At 66.8% G+C, this 16,804-nt stretch carries 18 protein-coding genes; 14 read left to right on the forward strand and 4 right to left on the reverse strand.

Annotated elements, in window-relative coordinates:
- Nucleotides 1–65 precede the first annotated feature (65 nt).
- From NX782_RS15310 to NX782_RS15335, 6 genes are all read left to right on the forward strand, one after another.
- Nucleotides 66–758, forward strand: a complete 693-nt coding sequence (locus NX782_RS15310) for a response regulator (RefSeq protein WP_258846343.1) — start codon at nucleotides 66–68, stop codon at nucleotides 756–758.
- The gene (locus NX782_RS15315; RefSeq protein WP_258846344.1) at nucleotides 755–2,347 is read left to right on the forward strand and encodes a sensor histidine kinase; all 1,593 of its coding nucleotides are present in this window, start codon (nucleotides 755–757) and stop codon (nucleotides 2,345–2,347) included. Before NX782_RS15310 ends, NX782_RS15315 begins: the two co-directional genes overlap by 4 nt.
- On the forward strand, nucleotides 2,337–2,645 hold the full coding sequence (locus tag NX782_RS15320) for a DUF4212 domain-containing protein (protein WP_258846345.1): 309 nt from the start codon (nucleotides 2,337–2,339) through the stop codon (nucleotides 2,643–2,645). The genes NX782_RS15315 and NX782_RS15320 overlap by 11 nt, the downstream gene beginning before the upstream one ends.
- Nucleotides 2,642–4,714, forward strand: coding sequence for a sodium:solute symporter family protein (locus tag NX782_RS15325; RefSeq protein ID WP_258846346.1), 2,073 nt, complete (start codon nucleotides 2,642–2,644; stop codon nucleotides 4,712–4,714). Before NX782_RS15320 ends, NX782_RS15325 begins: the two co-directional genes overlap by 4 nt.
- Before the next feature lie 34 nt (nucleotides 4,715–4,748).
- Complete coding sequence (locus tag NX782_RS15330) at nucleotides 4,749–5,231, forward strand: GNAT family N-acetyltransferase (RefSeq protein ID WP_258846347.1); 483 nt, start codon at nucleotides 4,749–4,751, stop codon at nucleotides 5,229–5,231.
- Between the two features lie 116 nt (nucleotides 5,232–5,347).
- The gene (locus tag NX782_RS15335) at nucleotides 5,348–6,277 is read left to right on the forward strand and encodes an IS5 family transposase (protein WP_258846348.1); all 930 of its coding nucleotides are present in this window, start codon (nucleotides 5,348–5,350) and stop codon (nucleotides 6,275–6,277) included.
- Here NX782_RS15335 and NX782_RS15340 read toward each other — a convergent pair.
- Both NX782_RS15340 and purM read right to left on the reverse strand, forming a co-directional pair.
- Nucleotides 6,193–6,552: an adenylyl-sulfate kinase gene (locus tag NX782_RS15340; protein ID WP_258846349.1), complete on the reverse strand. Its 360-nt coding sequence runs from the start codon at nucleotides 6,550–6,552 to the stop codon at nucleotides 6,193–6,195. The two genes, NX782_RS15335 and NX782_RS15340, sit on opposite strands and share 85 nt — an antisense overlap.
- Before the next feature lie 4 nt (nucleotides 6,553–6,556).
- Nucleotides 6,557–7,600 (reverse strand): phosphoribosylformylglycinamidine cyclo-ligase, encoded by a 1,044-nt coding sequence (gene purM / locus NX782_RS15345; RefSeq protein ID WP_258846350.1) that lies wholly within the window; start codon nucleotides 7,598–7,600, stop codon nucleotides 6,557–6,559.
- A 184-nt stretch (nucleotides 7,601–7,784) separates the two neighbouring features.
- Here purM and hda point away from each other — a divergent pair, with 184 nt between their 5' ends.
- The 7 genes from hda to thpR all read left to right on the forward strand — a co-directional run bounded on the left by hda (nucleotide 7,785) and on the right by thpR (nucleotide 12,880).
- The gene (gene hda / locus NX782_RS15350; protein WP_258846351.1) at nucleotides 7,785–8,471 is read left to right on the forward strand and encodes a DnaA regulatory inactivator Hda; all 687 of its coding nucleotides are present in this window, start codon (nucleotides 7,785–7,787) and stop codon (nucleotides 8,469–8,471) included.
- Nucleotides 8,468–9,142 (forward strand): HAD family hydrolase, encoded by a 675-nt coding sequence (locus NX782_RS15355; protein ID WP_258846352.1) that lies wholly within the window; start codon nucleotides 8,468–8,470, stop codon nucleotides 9,140–9,142. Before hda ends, NX782_RS15355 begins: the two co-directional genes overlap by 4 nt.
- A complete protein-coding gene (pcnB, locus tag NX782_RS15360; protein ID WP_258846353.1) occupies nucleotides 9,135–10,526 on the forward strand; it encodes a polynucleotide adenylyltransferase PcnB in 1,392 nt (463 codons plus the stop codon). The genes NX782_RS15355 and pcnB overlap by 8 nt, the downstream gene beginning before the upstream one ends.
- Nucleotides 10,523–10,996: a 2-amino-4-hydroxy-6-hydroxymethyldihydropteridine diphosphokinase gene (gene folK / locus NX782_RS15365; RefSeq protein ID WP_258846354.1), complete on the forward strand. Its 474-nt coding sequence runs from the start codon at nucleotides 10,523–10,525 to the stop codon at nucleotides 10,994–10,996. The genes pcnB and folK overlap by 4 nt, the downstream gene beginning before the upstream one ends.
- A 5-nt stretch (nucleotides 10,997–11,001) precedes the next feature.
- Entirely contained in the window at nucleotides 11,002–11,337 is a 336-nt protein-coding gene (locus NX782_RS15370) for a DMT family protein (protein WP_258846355.1), read from the forward strand.
- 140 nt (nucleotides 11,338–11,477) lie between these two features.
- Nucleotides 11,478–12,332: a 3-methyl-2-oxobutanoate hydroxymethyltransferase gene (panB, locus tag NX782_RS15375; RefSeq protein ID WP_370661804.1), complete on the forward strand. Its 855-nt coding sequence runs from the start codon at nucleotides 11,478–11,480 to the stop codon at nucleotides 12,330–12,332.
- A gap of 17 nt (nucleotides 12,333–12,349) precedes the next feature.
- Nucleotides 12,350–12,880, forward strand: a complete 531-nt coding sequence (gene thpR, locus NX782_RS15380; RefSeq protein WP_258846357.1) for an RNA 2',3'-cyclic phosphodiesterase — start codon at nucleotides 12,350–12,352, stop codon at nucleotides 12,878–12,880.
- An 81-nt stretch (nucleotides 12,881–12,961) separates the two neighbouring features.
- On the opposite strand, the gene NX782_RS15385 is transcribed toward thpR, so the two are convergent.
- Nucleotides 12,962–14,119 carry an MFS transporter gene (locus NX782_RS15385; protein ID WP_258846358.1) on the reverse strand — a complete coding sequence of 386 codons (1,158 nt, stop codon included), beginning with the start codon at nucleotides 14,117–14,119 and terminating at the stop codon, nucleotides 12,962–12,964.
- 97 nt (nucleotides 14,120–14,216) lie between these two features.
- On the reverse strand, nucleotides 14,217–15,554 hold the full coding sequence (locus tag NX782_RS15390; protein ID WP_258846421.1) for a glutamine synthetase family protein: 1,338 nt from the start codon (nucleotides 15,552–15,554) through the stop codon (nucleotides 14,217–14,219).
- Between the two features lie 183 nt (nucleotides 15,555–15,737).
- On the opposite strand from NX782_RS15390, the gene NX782_RS15395 reads away from it, so the two are divergent.
- Nucleotides 15,738–16,802, forward strand: a complete 1,065-nt coding sequence (locus tag NX782_RS15395; RefSeq protein ID WP_258846359.1) for a sensor histidine kinase — start codon at nucleotides 15,738–15,740, stop codon at nucleotides 16,800–16,802.
- The last annotated feature ends 2 nt before the right edge of the window (nucleotides 16,803–16,804 follow it).

Genomic DNA, 16,804 nt, shown 5'->3' on the forward strand with positions numbered 1-16,804 from the left:
GTTGCGAAAGATCACACACAATATGCAAGTAAGCAGGGTCCAACCAACAAAACCGGGAGACATCGATGCGTATTTTACTAGCCGAGGATGATAGCGTACTCGCCGACGGCCTGACGCGCTCCCTGCGCCAGTCCGGCTATGCGATCGACTGCGTCAAGAACGGCCAGGACGCCGATACGGCACTCTCGACCCAGGAATTCGATTTGCTGATCCTCGACCTCGGCCTGCCGAAGCTGTCCGGGCTGGACGTGCTGCGCCGCCTGCGCGCGCGCGGCTCGCTGCTGCCGGTGCTGATCCTCACCGCCGCCGACTCGATCGAGCAGCGCGTGGGCGGCCTCGACGCCGGCGCCGACGACTACATGGCCAAACCCTTCGCCTTATCGGAGCTGGAGGCGCGGGTGCGCGCCCTCACCCGGCGCGGCCAGGGCGGCGGCTCGACCGTGATCCGCCACGGCCCGCTGGCCTACGACCAGGTCGGCCGCAGTGCCTACATCGACGACCAGATGCTGGACCTGTCGGCGCGCGAACTCGGCCTGCTCGAGATCCTGCTGGCGCGCACCGGACGCCTGGTATCGAAGGAACAGCTGGTCGACCACCTGTGCGAATGGGGCGAGGAAGTGTCGAACAACGCCATCGAGGTCTACGTGCACCGCCTGCGCAAGAAGATCGAGACCGGCGGCATCCGCATCGCCACCGTGCGCGGCCTCGGCTACTGCCTCGAACGCTACGCCGACGGCGCGCGCAAGACCATCACGTGAAATCCCTGAAACGGCGCCGCGCGGCCGGGCCTGTCCCCGGCTACGACACGGCGCTCGATCCGGCCCACGAACTGGCACTTGAGCCGGCGCTCGAGCCAGTCTACGTACCGCCGCCGCCCGAGCCCGAGGAAAGCATCCAGCATTCGCTGTTCGGCGAAATCCTCGACTGGATGCTGGCGCCGCTGCTGCTGCTGTGGCCGATGAGCATCGCGATCACCTATCTGGTGGCGAAATCGATCGCCAACCAGCCGTTCGACCATGCGCTGGAAGACAGCGTCACCGTGCTGGCCCAGCAGGTCAAGGAAGTGGGCGGCAAGGTGACGGCGCGCCTGCCCGGCAGCGCGCGCGACATCCTGCGTGCCGACGATGTCGACAGCGTCTATTTCCAGGTCACCGGGCCGCGCAACGAAGTCATCGACGGCGACCGCGAGCTGCCGCTGCCGGTGGGGGAAGACGCCGACCGCAGCGGCCGCGTGCACTTCCGCAACGAGAGCCTGCACGGCACCCCGGTGCGAGTCGCCTATGCCTGGGTCAACCTGCAGCCGCTGGGAGAGAACAGGACCGCACGCGCGCCAGGCGCGGAACCGCGCCTGGCCCTGGTACAGGTGGCGGAGACGCTGGAAAAACGCGCCCAGCTCGCCAACGAGATCATCAAGGGCGTGATCCTGCCCCAGTTCATCATCCTGCCGGTGATCCTGGCGCTGGTCTGGTTCGCCCTTTCCCGCGGCCTGTCGCCGCTGGCCCAGCTGCAGGAACGCATCCGCGCGCGCCCGCCGGACGACCTGTCGCCGATCGATTCGCGCCAGGTGCCGGAAGAGATTTCGCCGCTGGTCGGCTCGCTGAACGACATGCTGGCGCGCCTGGCGCACACGATCGACGCCCAGAAGCGCTTCATCGCCGACGCCGCGCACCAGATGAAGACGCCGCTGGCCGGCATGCGCATGCAGTCGGAGCTGGCACTGCGCCAGATCGACCCCGGCGAGATCCACCGCTCGCTGGAACAGCTGGCCAAGAGTTCGGAATCGGCGACGCGCCTGGTGAACCAGCTGCTGGCGCTGGCGCGCGCCGAGAACCAGCCGCACGCCGGCCTGGCGCTGGAGCCGCTCGACCTGTCGCAGCTGGCACGCAGCGTGGTGCAGGACTGGGTCAGCGCGTCTTTCGTGCACGAGATCGACCTCGGCTACGAAGACCCGGACGGCGCGGTGGAAATCCTGGGCGACGGCATGATGCTGCGCGAGCTGCTGTCGAACCTGATCGACAATGCGCTGCGCTACACCCCGGCCGGCGGCAGCGTCACCGTGCGCGTGCGCAGCGATGCCGGGCTGGCCCTGCTGGAGGTCGAGGACACCGGTCCGGGCATCGCGCCGGGCGAGCGTCCGCGCGTGTTCGAGCGCTTCTACCGTATCCTCGGCTCCAGCGCGTCCGGCTCCGGCCTCGGCCTGGCCATCGTGCGCGAGATCGCGCAGCAGCACGACGCCGAGATCGAGATCTTCAACAACCCGCGCAGCATCCAGAAAAAATACCCGGGCAGCCTGTTCCGGCTGACCTTCCCGCCACCACCCGCACCGCCAGAATCCGATGCCGACTGACAGCGCCCCGCCCTCCCCTCCACCGTCGCGCGAGCGCATCCTCGCCGCGCGCGCCATGCACTGGTCACGCACCCGCAAGATGGTCCTGGTCCTGCTCGGCCTGTGGCTGGCGACCGGCTTCGGCACCGTGTTCTTCGCGCGCGACCTGGCGCACCTGTCGGTGTTCGGCTGGCCGCTGTCCTTCTACCTCGCGGCCCAGGGCGCCTCGCTGATCTACCTGGTCATCATCGGCGTCTACGCCTGGCGCATGCGGATCCTCGACCGCGCCTACCTGCGCATGCTGAAGGACAGCCTGTGAACAAGACCAGGAACCGCAGCTACTTCCACCGCCTGTCGCGCTACTACCTCTGGTTCACGGCCTGCCTCGGCCTGTTCCTGGTGGCGCTGACCATCCTCGAGAACGAGGGCATGCCGCGCCAGTGGATCGGCCATCTGTACATGTTCGCCACCATCGTGCTGTACGCGATCATCGGCGTGGTGGCGCGTACTTCCAACGTGTCCGAATACTACGTGGCGGGGCGGCGGGTCCCGGCCCTGTTCAACGGCATGGCCACCGCCGCCGACTGGATCTCGGCGGCCAGCTTCATCAGCCTGGCCGGCACCTTGTACCTGCACGGCTTCGATGCCCTGGCCTACGTCATGGGCTGGACCGGCGGCTACTGTCTGGTGGCGCTGCTGATCGCGCCCTACCTGCGCAAGTTCGCCCAGTACACGGTGCCGGACTTCCTGGCGGCGCGCTACGGCGGCAGCGAAGGCGCCGGCGGCGGCGACCGCGGCAACGTCGTGCGCGCGCTGGCGGTCAGCGCCACCATCGTCGTCTCCTTCACCTATGTGGTGGCGCAGATCTACGCGGTCGGCCTGATCGCTTCGCGCTTCACCGGCGTCGATTTCTCGGTCGGCATCTTCCTCGGCCTGGCGTCCATCCTGGTCTGCTCGTTCCTGGGCGGGATGCGCGCCATCACCTGGACCCAGGTGGCGCAGTACATCATCATCCTGGTCGCGTTTTCGATCCCGACCATCTGGCTGTCGATGAAGTTTGCCGGCAATCCGGTGCCGCAGGTCGCCTATGGCTCGGTGCTGCCCAAGCTGGCCCAGCGCGAAGCCCAGCTGGCCTACGACCCGCGCGAACGCGAAGTGCGGGCGCGCTTCCAGGCCAGGGCCGACGAATACTCCGCGCGCCTGGCCGCGCTGCCGCAATCCTGGGAAGCGGGGCGCACCGAAGCCCAGCGCCGCCTCGACGGCGCGCGTGCCCGCAATGCCTCGCTCGGCGAAGTGCGCAACGCCGAGCGCGAACTGATGGCCTATCCGCGCACCGCCGACGAAGCCGCGCGGGCCTGGACCGAGCAACGGGCCGCCAACCTGGCGCGCGCCCAGCCGCCCGAACCCCACGCCGAGCCCTTCCCCGGCGCGACCCGCGAAGAGTCCGACCAGCGCCGCAACAACTTCCTGGCGCTGGTGTTCTGCCTGATGTTCGGCACCGCCGCCCTGCCCCACATCCTGATGCGCGCCTACACCACGCCCTCGGTGCACGAGACGCGGGTGTCGGTGTTCTGGACCCTGTTCTTCATCCTGCTGATCTACCTGACCATGCCGGCGCTGGCGGTGCTGGCCAAGTACGACATCTATACCTCGCTGGTCGGCACCGGCTACGACAAGCTGCCGACCTGGGTCTCGTACTGGGCCAACGTCGACAAGGCGAATCCCCTGATCAGCATCGCCGACATCAATGGCGACGGCATCGTGCAGCTGGCCGAGATCGCGATCGACGGCGACGTCCTGACCCTGGCCACGCCGGAGATCGGCGGCCTGCCCTACGTGATCTCGGGCCTGGTCGCGGCCGGCGGCCTGGCGGCGGCGCTGTCCACCGCCGATGGCCTGCTGCTGGCGATCTCGAACGCGCTGTCGCACGACATCTGGTTCAAGATCGTCGACCCGCACGCCTCGACCCAGAAGCGGGTCACGATCTCCAAGCTGCTGCTGCTGGCGGTGGCCTTCATTGCCGCCTACGTCGCCTCGCAGAAGCCGGCGGACATCCTGTCGCTGGTCGGCGCCGCCTTCTCCCTGGCCGGCTCGACCCTGTTCCCGGCGCTGGTCGCCGGCGTGTTCTGGAAGCGCGCCAACCGCCAGGGCGCGATCGCCGGCATGCTGGCCGGCTTCCTGGTCTGCGTCTACTACATGCTGCACACCAACCCGATCCTGGGCGGGAGTGCGGAGAGCGCCTGGTTCCACATCGCGCCGATCTCCGCCGGCGTGTTCGGCGTGCCGGCGGGGCTGGCGGTGCTGGCCGTGGTCAGCCTGCTGACGCCGGCGCCGTCGCGCGAGAGCGTCGGCCTGGTCGAGCATATCCGGGCGCCGGACGAAATCTGATTTCTCGAGGAATATGCCGTGCTAGAGTAAGGCCATGATGCTGCCGCCTTCTCTCCTGCTGCGCCCGGCGGCCGACGCCGACGCCGGCTTCCTGCAAGCCTTGTATGCGTCTACCCGCGACGACCTGCGCCAGCTGCCGCTGCCGCCGGCGCAGCTGGAACAGCTGATCGCCATGCAACAGCGCGCCCATGAAGCGGGCTGGCGCGCCGCCTTTCCGAACGCCGAGGTCCTGGTCCTGGAGCATGACGGCATGGCTGCCGGCAAAGCGGTGCTCGACACCACCGGGCACGACTGGCGGCTGGTCGAACTGGCGCTGCTGCCTGTGCTGCGCGGCCGTGGACTCGGCACGGCATTGCTGACGGCACTACAGGCGCGCGCGCGCCAGTGCGGCGCCAGTATCGGCCTGGCGGTCCTGTGCACCAACACAGGCGCGCTGCGCCTGTACGAACGTGCCGGTTTCCGCATCACTGGCGGCAACGCGCTGCAGCATCAGATGGCCTGGCTGCCTGAAAATTAGGAATTTTCCTAGGGTAAATGTTTTATCCCAAATGCTAGGATTAGTTGTGCCATTGGCTTTGTTGCGTAAATCAGGCTCGACCAGCGTAGAACCCGCAGGTCTGGTAGCCTGAACGGATGAAACCAGCTCCACAGAAGTACCGCACGACGAACTGGAAGACGTACAACGAAGCCCTCAAGGCACGCGGCTCGCTGCTGATCTGGCTTGATCCAACGATGAACTGGCACGGCCAGCCGAGCGGCAAACGCGGGCGTAGCCAGACGTTCAGCGACGAGGCGATTCAGTTCTGCCTGAGCATCAAGTGCCTCTTCAATTTACCACTGCGGCAGGCCATGGGCATGGCGCAAAGTTTGCTGCACCTGGCCGGGCTCGATTGGCCGGTGCCGGACTACAGCACGGTCAGCCGGCGCCAGAAGACGCTGCAGGTCGCCATTGGAGCGGTGCCGACCACGACGGGACTGCATCTGCTGGTGGATAGCACGGGCATCAAGATGCTGGGCGAAGGCGAGTGGAAGACGAAGAAGCACGGCGCGGAATACCGCCGTCAATGGCGCAAGGTACACCTTGGGATCGACGCATCCACGTTGGAGATCCGAGCCATGGAGGTGACCGACAACAGCATTGGCGATGCGCCTGTCCTGCCAGCGCTGCTCGACCAAATTCCTGTCGATGAGAAGATTGCCAGCGTCAGCGGCGATGGCGCTTATGACACGAAGGACTGCCACGAGGCCATCGCCCGGCGTGCCGCCCAAGCCATCATCCCGACCCGCAAGAATACCAAACCCTGGAAGGCGAACCGCTGCGGTGCCAATGAGCGTAACGAGATACTGCACACGACGCGCAGGCTGGGTCGGGCGATCTGGAAGAAGTGGAGCGGCTACCACCGGCGCAGCCTTGTTGAAACCAAGATGCGCTGCTTCAAGCTGCTGGGTGAGCGTGTCATGGCACGCGACTTCGATCGTCAGGTGGCCGAATTGCAGATACGCGCTGCCGTGCTCAACCGCTTCACTCGGCTGGGCACCCCGATCACGGTCCCAGTGTTATAAAATGAACCACAAATAGCGTCAGATCGGCCTTCGTTCGATTTGCTCAACAAAGCCTCGGAGCGCTCGGGCAGCGAGAAACCGAGGTCGGCGCACAGGCCGTTGCGGACCTTGTCGCCGTCCAGCACGAAGACCTGGCAGCCGCGTTCGAACAGCACGCGTTCGGCGGCCATGGCCAGCGTGGTCTTGCCGGCGCCGGACAGGCCGGTGATCCAGACCACCGCGCCGCGGTGGCCGGCGCGGCGCTGGCGTTCCTCGCTGGAGACCGGCGCGCGCATGCCCTTAGTTGACGATGGTCTGTGCCTCGCCCTCGTTACGGGCGCGGATTTCGCCGATGCGGTAGACGGTCTCGCCGGCCTCTGCTAGCCGTGCCATGGCGGCTTCCGCGTTCTCTTTCGAGACGATCACGGTCATGCCGATGCCGCAGTTGAACACGCGGTGCATCTCGGCGTCGGCGACGCCGCCATGCTGCTGCAGCCACTGGAACAGCGGCGGCATCGTCCAGGATTTGCTGTCCAGCACGGCGGTCAGGCCATCGGCCAGCACGCGCGGGATGTTCTCGACCAGGCCGCCGCCGGTGATGTGCACCAGGCCCTTCACTTCCATCGCCTGCATCAGTGCCAGCAGCGGCTTGACGTAGAGGCGGGTCGGCGCCATCAGCACATCGGCCAGCTTGCGGCCGTGGAAGTCGGCGTCCAGGTCGGGCTTGGCGACTTCGATGATCTTGCGCACCAGCGAGTAGCCGTTCGAGTGGATGCCCGACGAAGCCAGGCCCAGCACGACATCGCCTGCAGCGATCTTGCTGCCGTCGATGATCTGCGATTTTTCCACGGCGCCGACGGCGAAGCCGGCCAGGTCGTATTCGCCGTCCGGGTACATGCCCGGCATTTCGGCGGTCTCGCCGCCCAGCAGCGCGCAGCCGGACTGTTCGCAGCCCAGGGCGATGCCCTTGACGACCGCGGTGGCGGTGGCGACGTCCAGTTTGCCGCAGGCGAAGTAATCGAGGAAGAACAGCGGTTCGGCGCCCTGCACCAGGATGTCGTTGACGCTCATGGCGACCAGGTCGATGCCGACCGTGTCATGGCGGTTCAGCTCGAAAGCGAGCCTGAGCTTGGTGCCGACGCCGTCGGTACCGGACACCAGGACTGGCTCCTTGTACTTCTTGCTGATCTCGAACAGCCCGCCGAAACCACCGATGCCACCCAGCACGCCTTCGCGCATCGTGCGCTTGGCAAAGGGTTTGATCGCTTCGACCAGGGCATCGCCCGCATCGATATCGACACCGGCATCGCGGTAGGAGAGAGAAACATTAGACGGTTGGCTCATGATATTTGGCAGCGGAGGCGGTAAAATAGATAGCGGTAGATCAACTGAACGCACCCGCGCCACTGCCGGGAACGGCCAACTGGTCAATCCGCTATTCTAGCAAAATGGTCTGGCCAGGACGTACTTCACTGCGATAACAAGAACAAAATGCCAAATTTCCCTCTGCCCGGATGAGATGCAAGCCATGAAACAGCTGGTGCTCGATTTAGGCGCGGCCGAACCGGCGCAAAGCCTCGACACCTTCCAGATAGGAGCGAATGCCGAAATGGCGCACTTGATGCACCAGTTCGCGCAACGCGCCTCGCGCGAGCATTTCTGCTACCTCTGGGCCGAAACCGGTGCCGGCAAGACCCACATCCTGCACGGCCTGGCCGCCACGCCGGGCTCGCGCTACATCGCCTTCGATGCCGGTGCCAAGGCCTTCGTGTACACGCCGGATGTCAGCCTCTACCTGGTCGACGACATCGACCGCCTGACGCCGAAGCGCCAGATCGACGCCTTCGCCCTGTTCAACCAGGTGCGCGAGCACGGCGCCTACATGGTCTGCGCGGGCCCGGTGCCGCCGGCCGTGCTGCCGGTGCGCGAAGACCTGCGTACCCGCATGGGATGGGGCCTGGTGTACCAGATCCACGGCCTGTCGGACGACGAGAAGATCGCCGCCCTCACCCAGGCCGCCGAGGCGCGCGGTTTGACGCTGTCGGCCAGCGTGTTACCCTATTTGCTATCCCATTTCAAGCGCGACATGCGCTCCCTGTCGACCATGCTGGATGCCCTCGACCAGTATTCGCTCGAGACCCAGCGCCCGGTCACGCTGCCCCTGCTGCGTGACCTGCTGCTTCAGGGAAACCCGCAAAACGATTTAAAAGAATGAGCAATCTCGCGCTGTTTGACCTCGACCATACCCTGCTGCCGATCGACTCGGACTTCGAGTGGGGCCAGTTTCTGGTGCGCCATCAAGTGGTCGACTGCGACGCCTACCAGCGCCGCAACGAGCAATTCTTCGCCCAGTACCAGGCCGGCAATCTCGACCCGGTGGAATACCTCGAATTCGCGCTCGGCACCCTGGCCGGCTTCGACCCGGCGCACCTGAAGGACCTGCACGCGCAGTACATGCGCGAAGTGATCGAACCAGCCATCAAGCCGCAGGCGCTGGCGCTGCTGCAGCGCCACGTCGATGCTGGCGACCTGGTGGCCATCATCACCGCCACCAACGGCTGGCTGACGGCGCCGATCGCGCGCGCGCTGAACGTCGAGCACCTGATCGCGGCGCGCCCCGAACTGGACCAGCGCGGCCACCCGACCGGGCGACTAGCAGGCACGCCGACCCAGGGCCACGGCAAGGTGGTCCACATGCATGCCTGGCTGGACGGCCTGCAACGCCCGTTCGACGGTTTCGAGCGCAGCTATTTCTACAGCGATTCGCACAACGACATCCCGCTGCTGTCCGTCGTCTCGCACCCGGTGGCGACGAACCCGAGCCCCCGACTGGCCCAACACGCTACCGCCCTCGGCTGGCCTTTACTCCATCTGTTCAATGATTAAAAAATTCATCCGCAAGATCCTTGGCGTGAAAGACGAGCGCGACCCCACCCAGCCCGTGGTCCTGGGCCCGGAGGAACACGGCATCGACCCCAGGCTGCTGTCGCCGAACGCGGTGCGCGTGACCCAGACCCTGCAGGAAGCCGGTTATAAAGCCTTCGTGGTCGGCGGCGCCGTGCGCGACCTGCTGCTGGGCGTGAAGCCGAAAGACTTCGACATCGCCACCGACGCCACCCCGGAAGAGGTCAAGAAGCTGTTCCGCCGCGCCTTCATCATCGGCCGCCGCTTCCAGATCGTGCACGTGATGTTCGGCCAGGAGCTGCTGGAGGTGACCACCTTCCGCGGCAACGCCCTCAACAACAATGCGCCGAAGGACGAGCATGGCCGGGTCCTGCGCGACAATAACTTCGGCCCGCAGCACGAAGACGCCGAGCGGCGCGACTTCACCATCAACGCCATGTACTACGACCCGGCCACGCAGTCGGTGCTCGACTACCACGGCGGCATCCAGGACATCCGCGACAAGGTCCTGCGCATCATCGGCCAGCCGGAAGCGCGCTACCGCGAAGACCCGGTGCGCATGCTGCGCGTGGTGCGCTTTGCCGCCAAGCTGCAGTTCACGATCGAGCCGGCGACCCGCGCCCCGATCCCGGTGATGGCGCCCCTGATCAACAACGTGCCGGCGGCGCGCGTGTTCGACGAAATGCTGAAACTCCTGCAGTCCGGCCACTCGCTGGCCTGCCTGAAGGAGCTGCGCGCCTCGGGCCTGCACCACGGCCTGTTGCCGCTGCTGGACGTGGTGCTGGAACAGCCGATCGGCATGAAGTTCGTGACCCTGGCGCTGGAATCGACCGACGCCCGCGTCAAGGCCGGCAAGGGCGTCTCGGCCGGTTTCCTGTTCGCCTCGCTGCTGTGGCACCAGGTGCTGGAAAAGTGGAATGCCTACCGCGCCGCCGGCGAACAGCCGATCCCGGCCCTGCACCTGGCCGCCGACGACGTGCTGGACAACCAGACCGACTCGCTGGCCCTGCAGCGCCGCATCGCCACCGACATGCGCGACATCTGGGCCATGCAGCCGCGCTTCGAACGCCGCAGCGGCAAATCGCCGTATAAGCTGCTGGAGCACCCGCGCTTCCGCGCCGGCTTCGACTTCCTGCTGCTGCGCTGCGAATCGGGCGAACTCGATGCGGAACTGGGCAACTGGTGGACCACCTTCTACGCCGGCGACATCGCCGAGCGCGAGCGCCTGATCAACACGGCGCGCGAACCGGCCGGCGACAAGAAGAAGCGTCCGCGCCGCCGCGGCCCGCGCAAGACCGGCGACGACGGCGCAACGCAACTGGACAGCGGCGCACAGCAGGCCGCTTCCGGCGCGGACGGCGAATGACGGCCTGGGTCGGCATCGGCGCCAACCTGGGCGATGCCCAGGCCAACGTCCTCGACGCGCTGGAGCGCCTGACCTGGAGCCCGGGCGTGCGCCTGCTGCGCGCGTCCTCGCTGTACCGCACCGCGCCCATCGATTCCTCGGGCGACGACTACGTCAACGCGGTGGCCGAAGTCGACACCCTGCTCTCCGCCCGCGCCCTGCTGGCCGTGCTGCTCGATATCGAGCAGGCCCACGGCCGCGAACGCCCCTACCGCAACGCCCCGCGCACCCTCGACCTCGACCTGCTGCTGTATGACGACGAGGTCATCGCTGACGCTCCAGCTCTCCTTGTGCCGCACCCGCGCATGCACGAGCGCGCCTTCGTGCTGGCGCCGCTGGCCGAACTCGCACCCGCGCTGCAGATTCCCGGTCGCGGCCGCGTGGCCGAGCTGCTGCCGCTGGTGGCGGAGCAGGCCATCGAAAGGATGTAAGTCACATGCAAACCTTCCTGCTCCTCGTCTTCTCCAACGTCTTCATGACCACGGCGTGGTATTGGCATCTCAAAGGCGGGATGAACAAGCCGCTGTTCTCGGTCATCATGATCAGCTGGGGCATCGCCTTCGTCGAATACTGCCTGGCCGTGCCGGCCAACCGGATCGGCTTCGCGAGCGGCTGGAGTGCCGGGCAGCTGAAGGTGGTGCAGGAGGCGATTGCGCTGGTGGTGTTCGGCATCTTCATGGTCACCGTGCTGGGCGAACCCCTGCACTGGCGCCACTTTGCCGCCTTCGGCTGCATCATGGCGGCGGTCGGCTTCCTGTTTGTCGGCCGTTGATCGAGGCGGGCAATCTCTAGAACAGCCCCCGGCAGGAATCCTGTCGTGGTATTACACTACGCCGTCGGAGAGCATTCCCGACGGCTTTTTTACGAATTGGTAAAGGAAAAACGATGAGCGGATATTTGCAGGGCAAGGACATGGCGGCACCGGGACAGGACAGCGGCGCGCAGGCGCCCGCGCAGGCACCGGCCAAACCTGTTTCGATGGCCGTGACCCTGCCGTCGCTGCGCGCGATGCGTGCGGCCGGCCAGAAGATCGCCATGCTCACCTGCTATGACGCCAGCTTTGCGGCGCTGATGGACCGCTGCGGCGTCGAGATCCTCCTGATCGGCGACTCGCTCGGCATGGTCTGCGCCGGCTACGATTCGACCCTGCCGGTGACGGTGGCGGACGTGGCCTACCACACGGCATCCGTGGTCCGCGGCCGCAAGAACGCGCTGGTGCTGGCCGACCTGCCCTTCGGCAGCTACGGCACCAAGGAGCAGGCCTACGACAGCTGCGCGACCCTGATGCGCGCCGGCGCCCAGATGGTCAAGATCGAAGGCGGCGCCTGGCTGGCCGAGACCGTGCGCTTCCTGGTCGAACGCGGCATTCCGGTGTGCGCCCACATCGGCCTGACCCCGCAGTTCGTGCACCAGCTGGGCGGCTACAAGGTGCAGGGCAAGACCAGCGAAGGTGCCGACCAGCTCAAGCGCGACGCCATGGCGCTGCAGGACGCCGGCGCCGCCATCGTGCTGCTGGAAGCCGTGCCGGCGGCGCTGGGCAAGGAAGTGACCGAGATGCTGCAGGTGCCGACCATCGGTATCGGCGCCGGCCCCGACTGCTCGGGCCAGGTGCTGGTGATGCACGACCTGCTGGGCGTCTTCCCGGGCCGCAAGGCGCGCTTCGTGAAGAACTTCATGGACGGCCAGACCAGCATCGACGCCGCCGTGTCGGCCTACGTGGCCGCGGTGAAGGACGGCAGCTTCCCGGCACCGGAACACTGCTTCTGACCCGATGGAGGGTGGATATGGCGACTTCTTCGACGACCACCCCGCAGTCCACCCGGCTGTTCCTGGCCCTGTGGCCGGATGCGGCCGTGCGCGAGCAGCTGCGCGCATGGCGCGAGCTGTGGAACTGGCCGCGCGGCGCCTCACCGGTCCACACCGACAAGCTGCACATGACGCTGCACTTCCTCGGCAACCAACCGGCCGAGTCGCTTCCCGCCCCGCTCGACGGCCTGGCGGTCCCGTTCACGCCCTTCCGCCTGCAACTGGGCGTGGCCGAGCTGTGGCACAACGGGATCGCGGTGCTGTCGCCGCAGGACACGCCGCAGCAACTGCTCGACCTGCACACGGCCTTGTCGGGCGCCCTGCCGGGTGTCGGCCTGCAGCCGGAGCAGCGGCCCTACCGTCCGCACGTGACCATGGCGCGCCGCGCGAAAGGGGTGGCGGTGCCGCAAAATGGCCCGGTCATCGACTGGGCTGTCGATCATTACACGCTGGTCGAATCGAAGACTGGCGACGGCAGCGGCTACACTGTCTTGCGAGAATACCGATAAAAATGCTGCGTGGGCTCGGGGAGCCCACCCTACCGATCATCGTAGGGTGGGCTCCCCGTGCCCATGTGGCACATCACCGCGTCACTGTTTGACGATGCGCGCATTCGCCGCAATCACGATCCCGGAAATCGACAACACCCCCAGCGCCACCGCGATATTCGTGTGCGCCGCAATCGACCCCAGCAGCGGCGGCGCCAGCAGCAGGCCCGCATAGCCGAGCGTCGCCACCGTCGCCAGGCCGCCGCCGGCCGACATGCCCGGCGTGCGCGCGGCGGCCGAGAAGATCAGCGGCACCACGTTCGCCGCAGAGAGCCCGATCAGCGCGAAGCCGCAGGCCGACAGCACGAAGTGCGTGCTCAGCACGGCCAGCAGCAGGCCGCAGAACATGCCGAGGCCGCCCAGCACCATCACCCGCATCGCGCCGAAGCGCAGCACCAGGCGGTCGCCCGCGAAGCGGCAGGCAGCCATCGCGATCGAGAAGGCGGAGTAACCCAGCGCCGCCGACGCCGGATCGGCTTTGGTCCTCTCGGTCAGCAGCAGCGCGCTCCAGTCGACCAGCGCGCCTTCCACCGCAAAGCACAGCATGCCGAGCAGGCCGAGGAAGAGCGCCGGCCCGCGCGGCAGCGCGAAGTGGCTCTCTGCATGCGGCGACGGCGCCGCCTTCAGCACGAAGGGCGCGCACGCGGCCACCACCAGCGCGATCGTCACGCCCGCCATCAGGGCGCCGCGGCCGTCGCCCAGTCCCGCGCGGATCATCAGGCCGCCCAGCGCCGCGCCGAGCAGTCCGCCCAGGCTGTAGAAGCCGTGGAAGGACGACATGGTCGGCACGCCGCGCGCCGTCTCGACCTCGCTGGCATTGGCGTTCATCGACACGTCCAGCACGCCGTTACTGGCGCCGAAAGCGAAGGCCGCCAGGAACAGCGCCGGCAAACCGTCGACATTCATCAGCAGCGCGGTGGTGATCGAAAACATCCAGGCGCTGGCCAGCGCCACGGTGCGCGTGCCCCACTTCCCGGCCAGCCCGCCCGCCAGCGGCATGGCCGCGATCGCGCCACCGGCGATCGTCAGCAGCAGGAAGCCGAGCACGCCGGTGTCGATGCCGGCGCGCGCCTGTACCAGCGGCACGTGCGCGGCCCACAGGCCGATACCGGCGCCGTTCAGCAGGAAGATGGTGGAGATGGACCAGCGCGCCCGGTTCACGGCGGCGCTGGCGGGTTGGAGAAGTTCGGCCGGTTTCATGGTCTGGCTGTTGTTATGAATCCGGGCAATGTACACGAATGCGAAAGGCAAGCCTGTTCCGCCAGCCTGGCCCTGGGCGGTGGCTGCGCTCCGTGCGTCACACCAGCAGCATCAAATGCTCCCGCTCCCACGAGCTGATCACCCGCGAAAAGGTCGCAAACTCCAGTTCCTTCACCTCGCAGAACGCCTCGACGAACAAGGGCCCCAGCATCGCCGACAAGGCCCTGCACCCGCGCAGCTGGAAAATCGCATCCTCCAGGTTGCGCGGCAGTTCGCCATGCACTTGCTCGGCGCTCTCGGCGGTCGGCGGCGCCGGCTTCAAGCCTTCCATCATGCCGAGCAGGCCGCAGGCCAGGGTCGCCGCCATCGCCAGGTAGGGGTTCACGTCGACGCCCGGCACGCGGTTCTCGACGCGGCGGTTGGCAGGTGCGGAATTCGGCACCCGGATGCCGCAGGTACGGTTGTCGTAGCCCCAGTGTACGTTCATCGGCGCCGACTGGAAGCGCGACAGGCGGCGGTAGGAATTTACATGGGGCGCGAACAATAAGGTCGCAGGCGGCACGTATTTTTCCAATCCACCGATGAATTGACGGAACAGCACACTTTCGCTGCCATCCTCGTTCGAGAAGATATTGCGGCCGGTGGCCAGCTCGACCACGCTCTGGTGTACGTGCATGGCGCTGCCCGGCTCGGTTTCCATGGGCTTGGCCATGAAGGTGGCGAAGATGCCGTGGCGCAGCGCCGTTTCGCGTACCGCGCGCTTGAACAGGAACACGCGGTCGGCCAGCTCGAGCGCATCGCCATGGGTGAAATTGATTTCCATCTGGCCGGCGCCGGCTTCGTGGATCAGGGTCTCGACGCCCAGCTCGTGCTGCTTGCAGAAAGCGGACAGTTCGAGGAAGAAGGGATCGAAGTCGTTGACGGCGTCGATCGAGTACGACTGCCGGCCCTGCTCCGTGAAGCCGCTGCGGCCCATCGGCGGGCTCAGGGGTTCGTGCGGATTGGTGTTGCGGGCAACCAGGTAGAACTCCATCTCGGGCGCCACCACCGGCTGCCAGCCGCGTTCGCGGTACTTGTCCAGCACCCGCCGCAACACCGAACGCGGCGCCAGGCCGACCGGGCTGCCGTCGAAGTTCTGGCAATCGTGGATCACGCAGGCGACCCGTTCGGTGGCCCAGGGCACGACGCGGATCGTAGCCGGGTCCGGCACGCAGACCATGTCGGGGTCGATCGGGCCGACGTAGGGCGTGTTGTTCGGCTGTTCGCCGTGGACCGTGTTCAGCAGCACGCTCTTGGGTAGGCGCATGTGCTCGCCGGACAGAAACAAGTCTTTCGGCAGGATCTTGCCGCGGGCAATGCCGGTCATGTCCGCGATCACACACTCGACCTCGTGGATGTTGTGGTCGCGTAGAAAACTGCGCATGTCGCCGCTGATTGCCTCTGCCATCGTGCTCCCCGCTTGCCCCGGCGTGGACGAATATAGCACCGGCCCGGCACCCGCCGCGCGCCGGTGCGCGCCGGTGCGCCTCGTGTCGCGATCCCGCAATTCGTTGCACGAATTCCGCAGTTGGCGTCATGGATGTCCCTGCGGCACGCATTCTGCGCGATACTTTCTGTTATGGAACTCACCACATCCCACGATATCCCGACCGGCCGCATGTGGCGCCTGTACACGGTCGGCTGGCTGGTCTATCTTGGCATCCTGTGCTTTGCCGTGCAGTTGGACGACTTGCGGCATGGGCACTTCAATTGGCGCAACAGCGGGGATGTGCTGTGGAGCATGCCGCAAGCCTTCGCCCTGGCACTGATCTGGCCGCTGAGCGGCTGGATGGAGCGGCGGCGCCTGTCGGTCCCACTGGTCTTCCTGCTCCATATACTGGGCAGCGCCGCCTACGGCATCGGCTCCTACTGGCTGCTGTCGGCGATGATCGGCACGGCGCGCCCGCTGTCCTGGTATGTCTGGCCGGTGATGTACACGATGATGACCTATATCGTGATCGCCGCGATCTTCCAGACGGTCCGCATGAGTCACGCCCGCCAGCGCCAGGCGCTCGCCATCCAGCAGGCCCACACCCTGCTGGTCGCCTCCGAACTCAACGCGCTGCGCAACAAGCTGAACCCGCACTTCCTGTTCAACACCCTGCACTCGATCATCGCGCTGACGCGCAGGAACCCGGAAGCCGCCGAGACCGCCCTCTTCCAGTTCTCCGACATGCTGCGCTACGTGCTCGACACCGAAAAAAGCGGCAGCGACCGCGTCACCCTCGACGACGAGCTGCGCTTCGTGCGCGACTACCTCGAGCTGGAAAGCCTGCGCCTGGGATCGCGCCTGAGAATCGAATGGGAGCTCGACGAGGATGCCGCCGGCCTGGCGCTGCCGGCGCTGTCGCTGCAGCCGCTGGTCGAGAACAGCATCAAGCATGCCTTCAACCCGCACAGCCGCCCCGGCCTGCTGCGCATCCGCACCCGCGTCGACGATGCGGCGAAAGCGCTCACCATGAGCGTGGCCGACGACGGTCCCGGCGCCGACCTCGCCACCGTCAGGCAGTCGCCCGGTCTCGGCATCCGCACCGTCGAACGGCGCCTGCAGCTCGAGTACGGCACACGCGGTGCGCTGCGGATCGAGACCGCGCCGGGCGCCGGCTTCCTGGCCACGATGTCGATCCCCCTCGAATCCACCTGATC

This window comes from Massilia norwichensis (genome assembly GCF_024753245.1).
Lineage (GTDB): Bacteria > Pseudomonadota > Gammaproteobacteria > Burkholderiales > Burkholderiaceae_D > Telluria > Telluria norwichensis.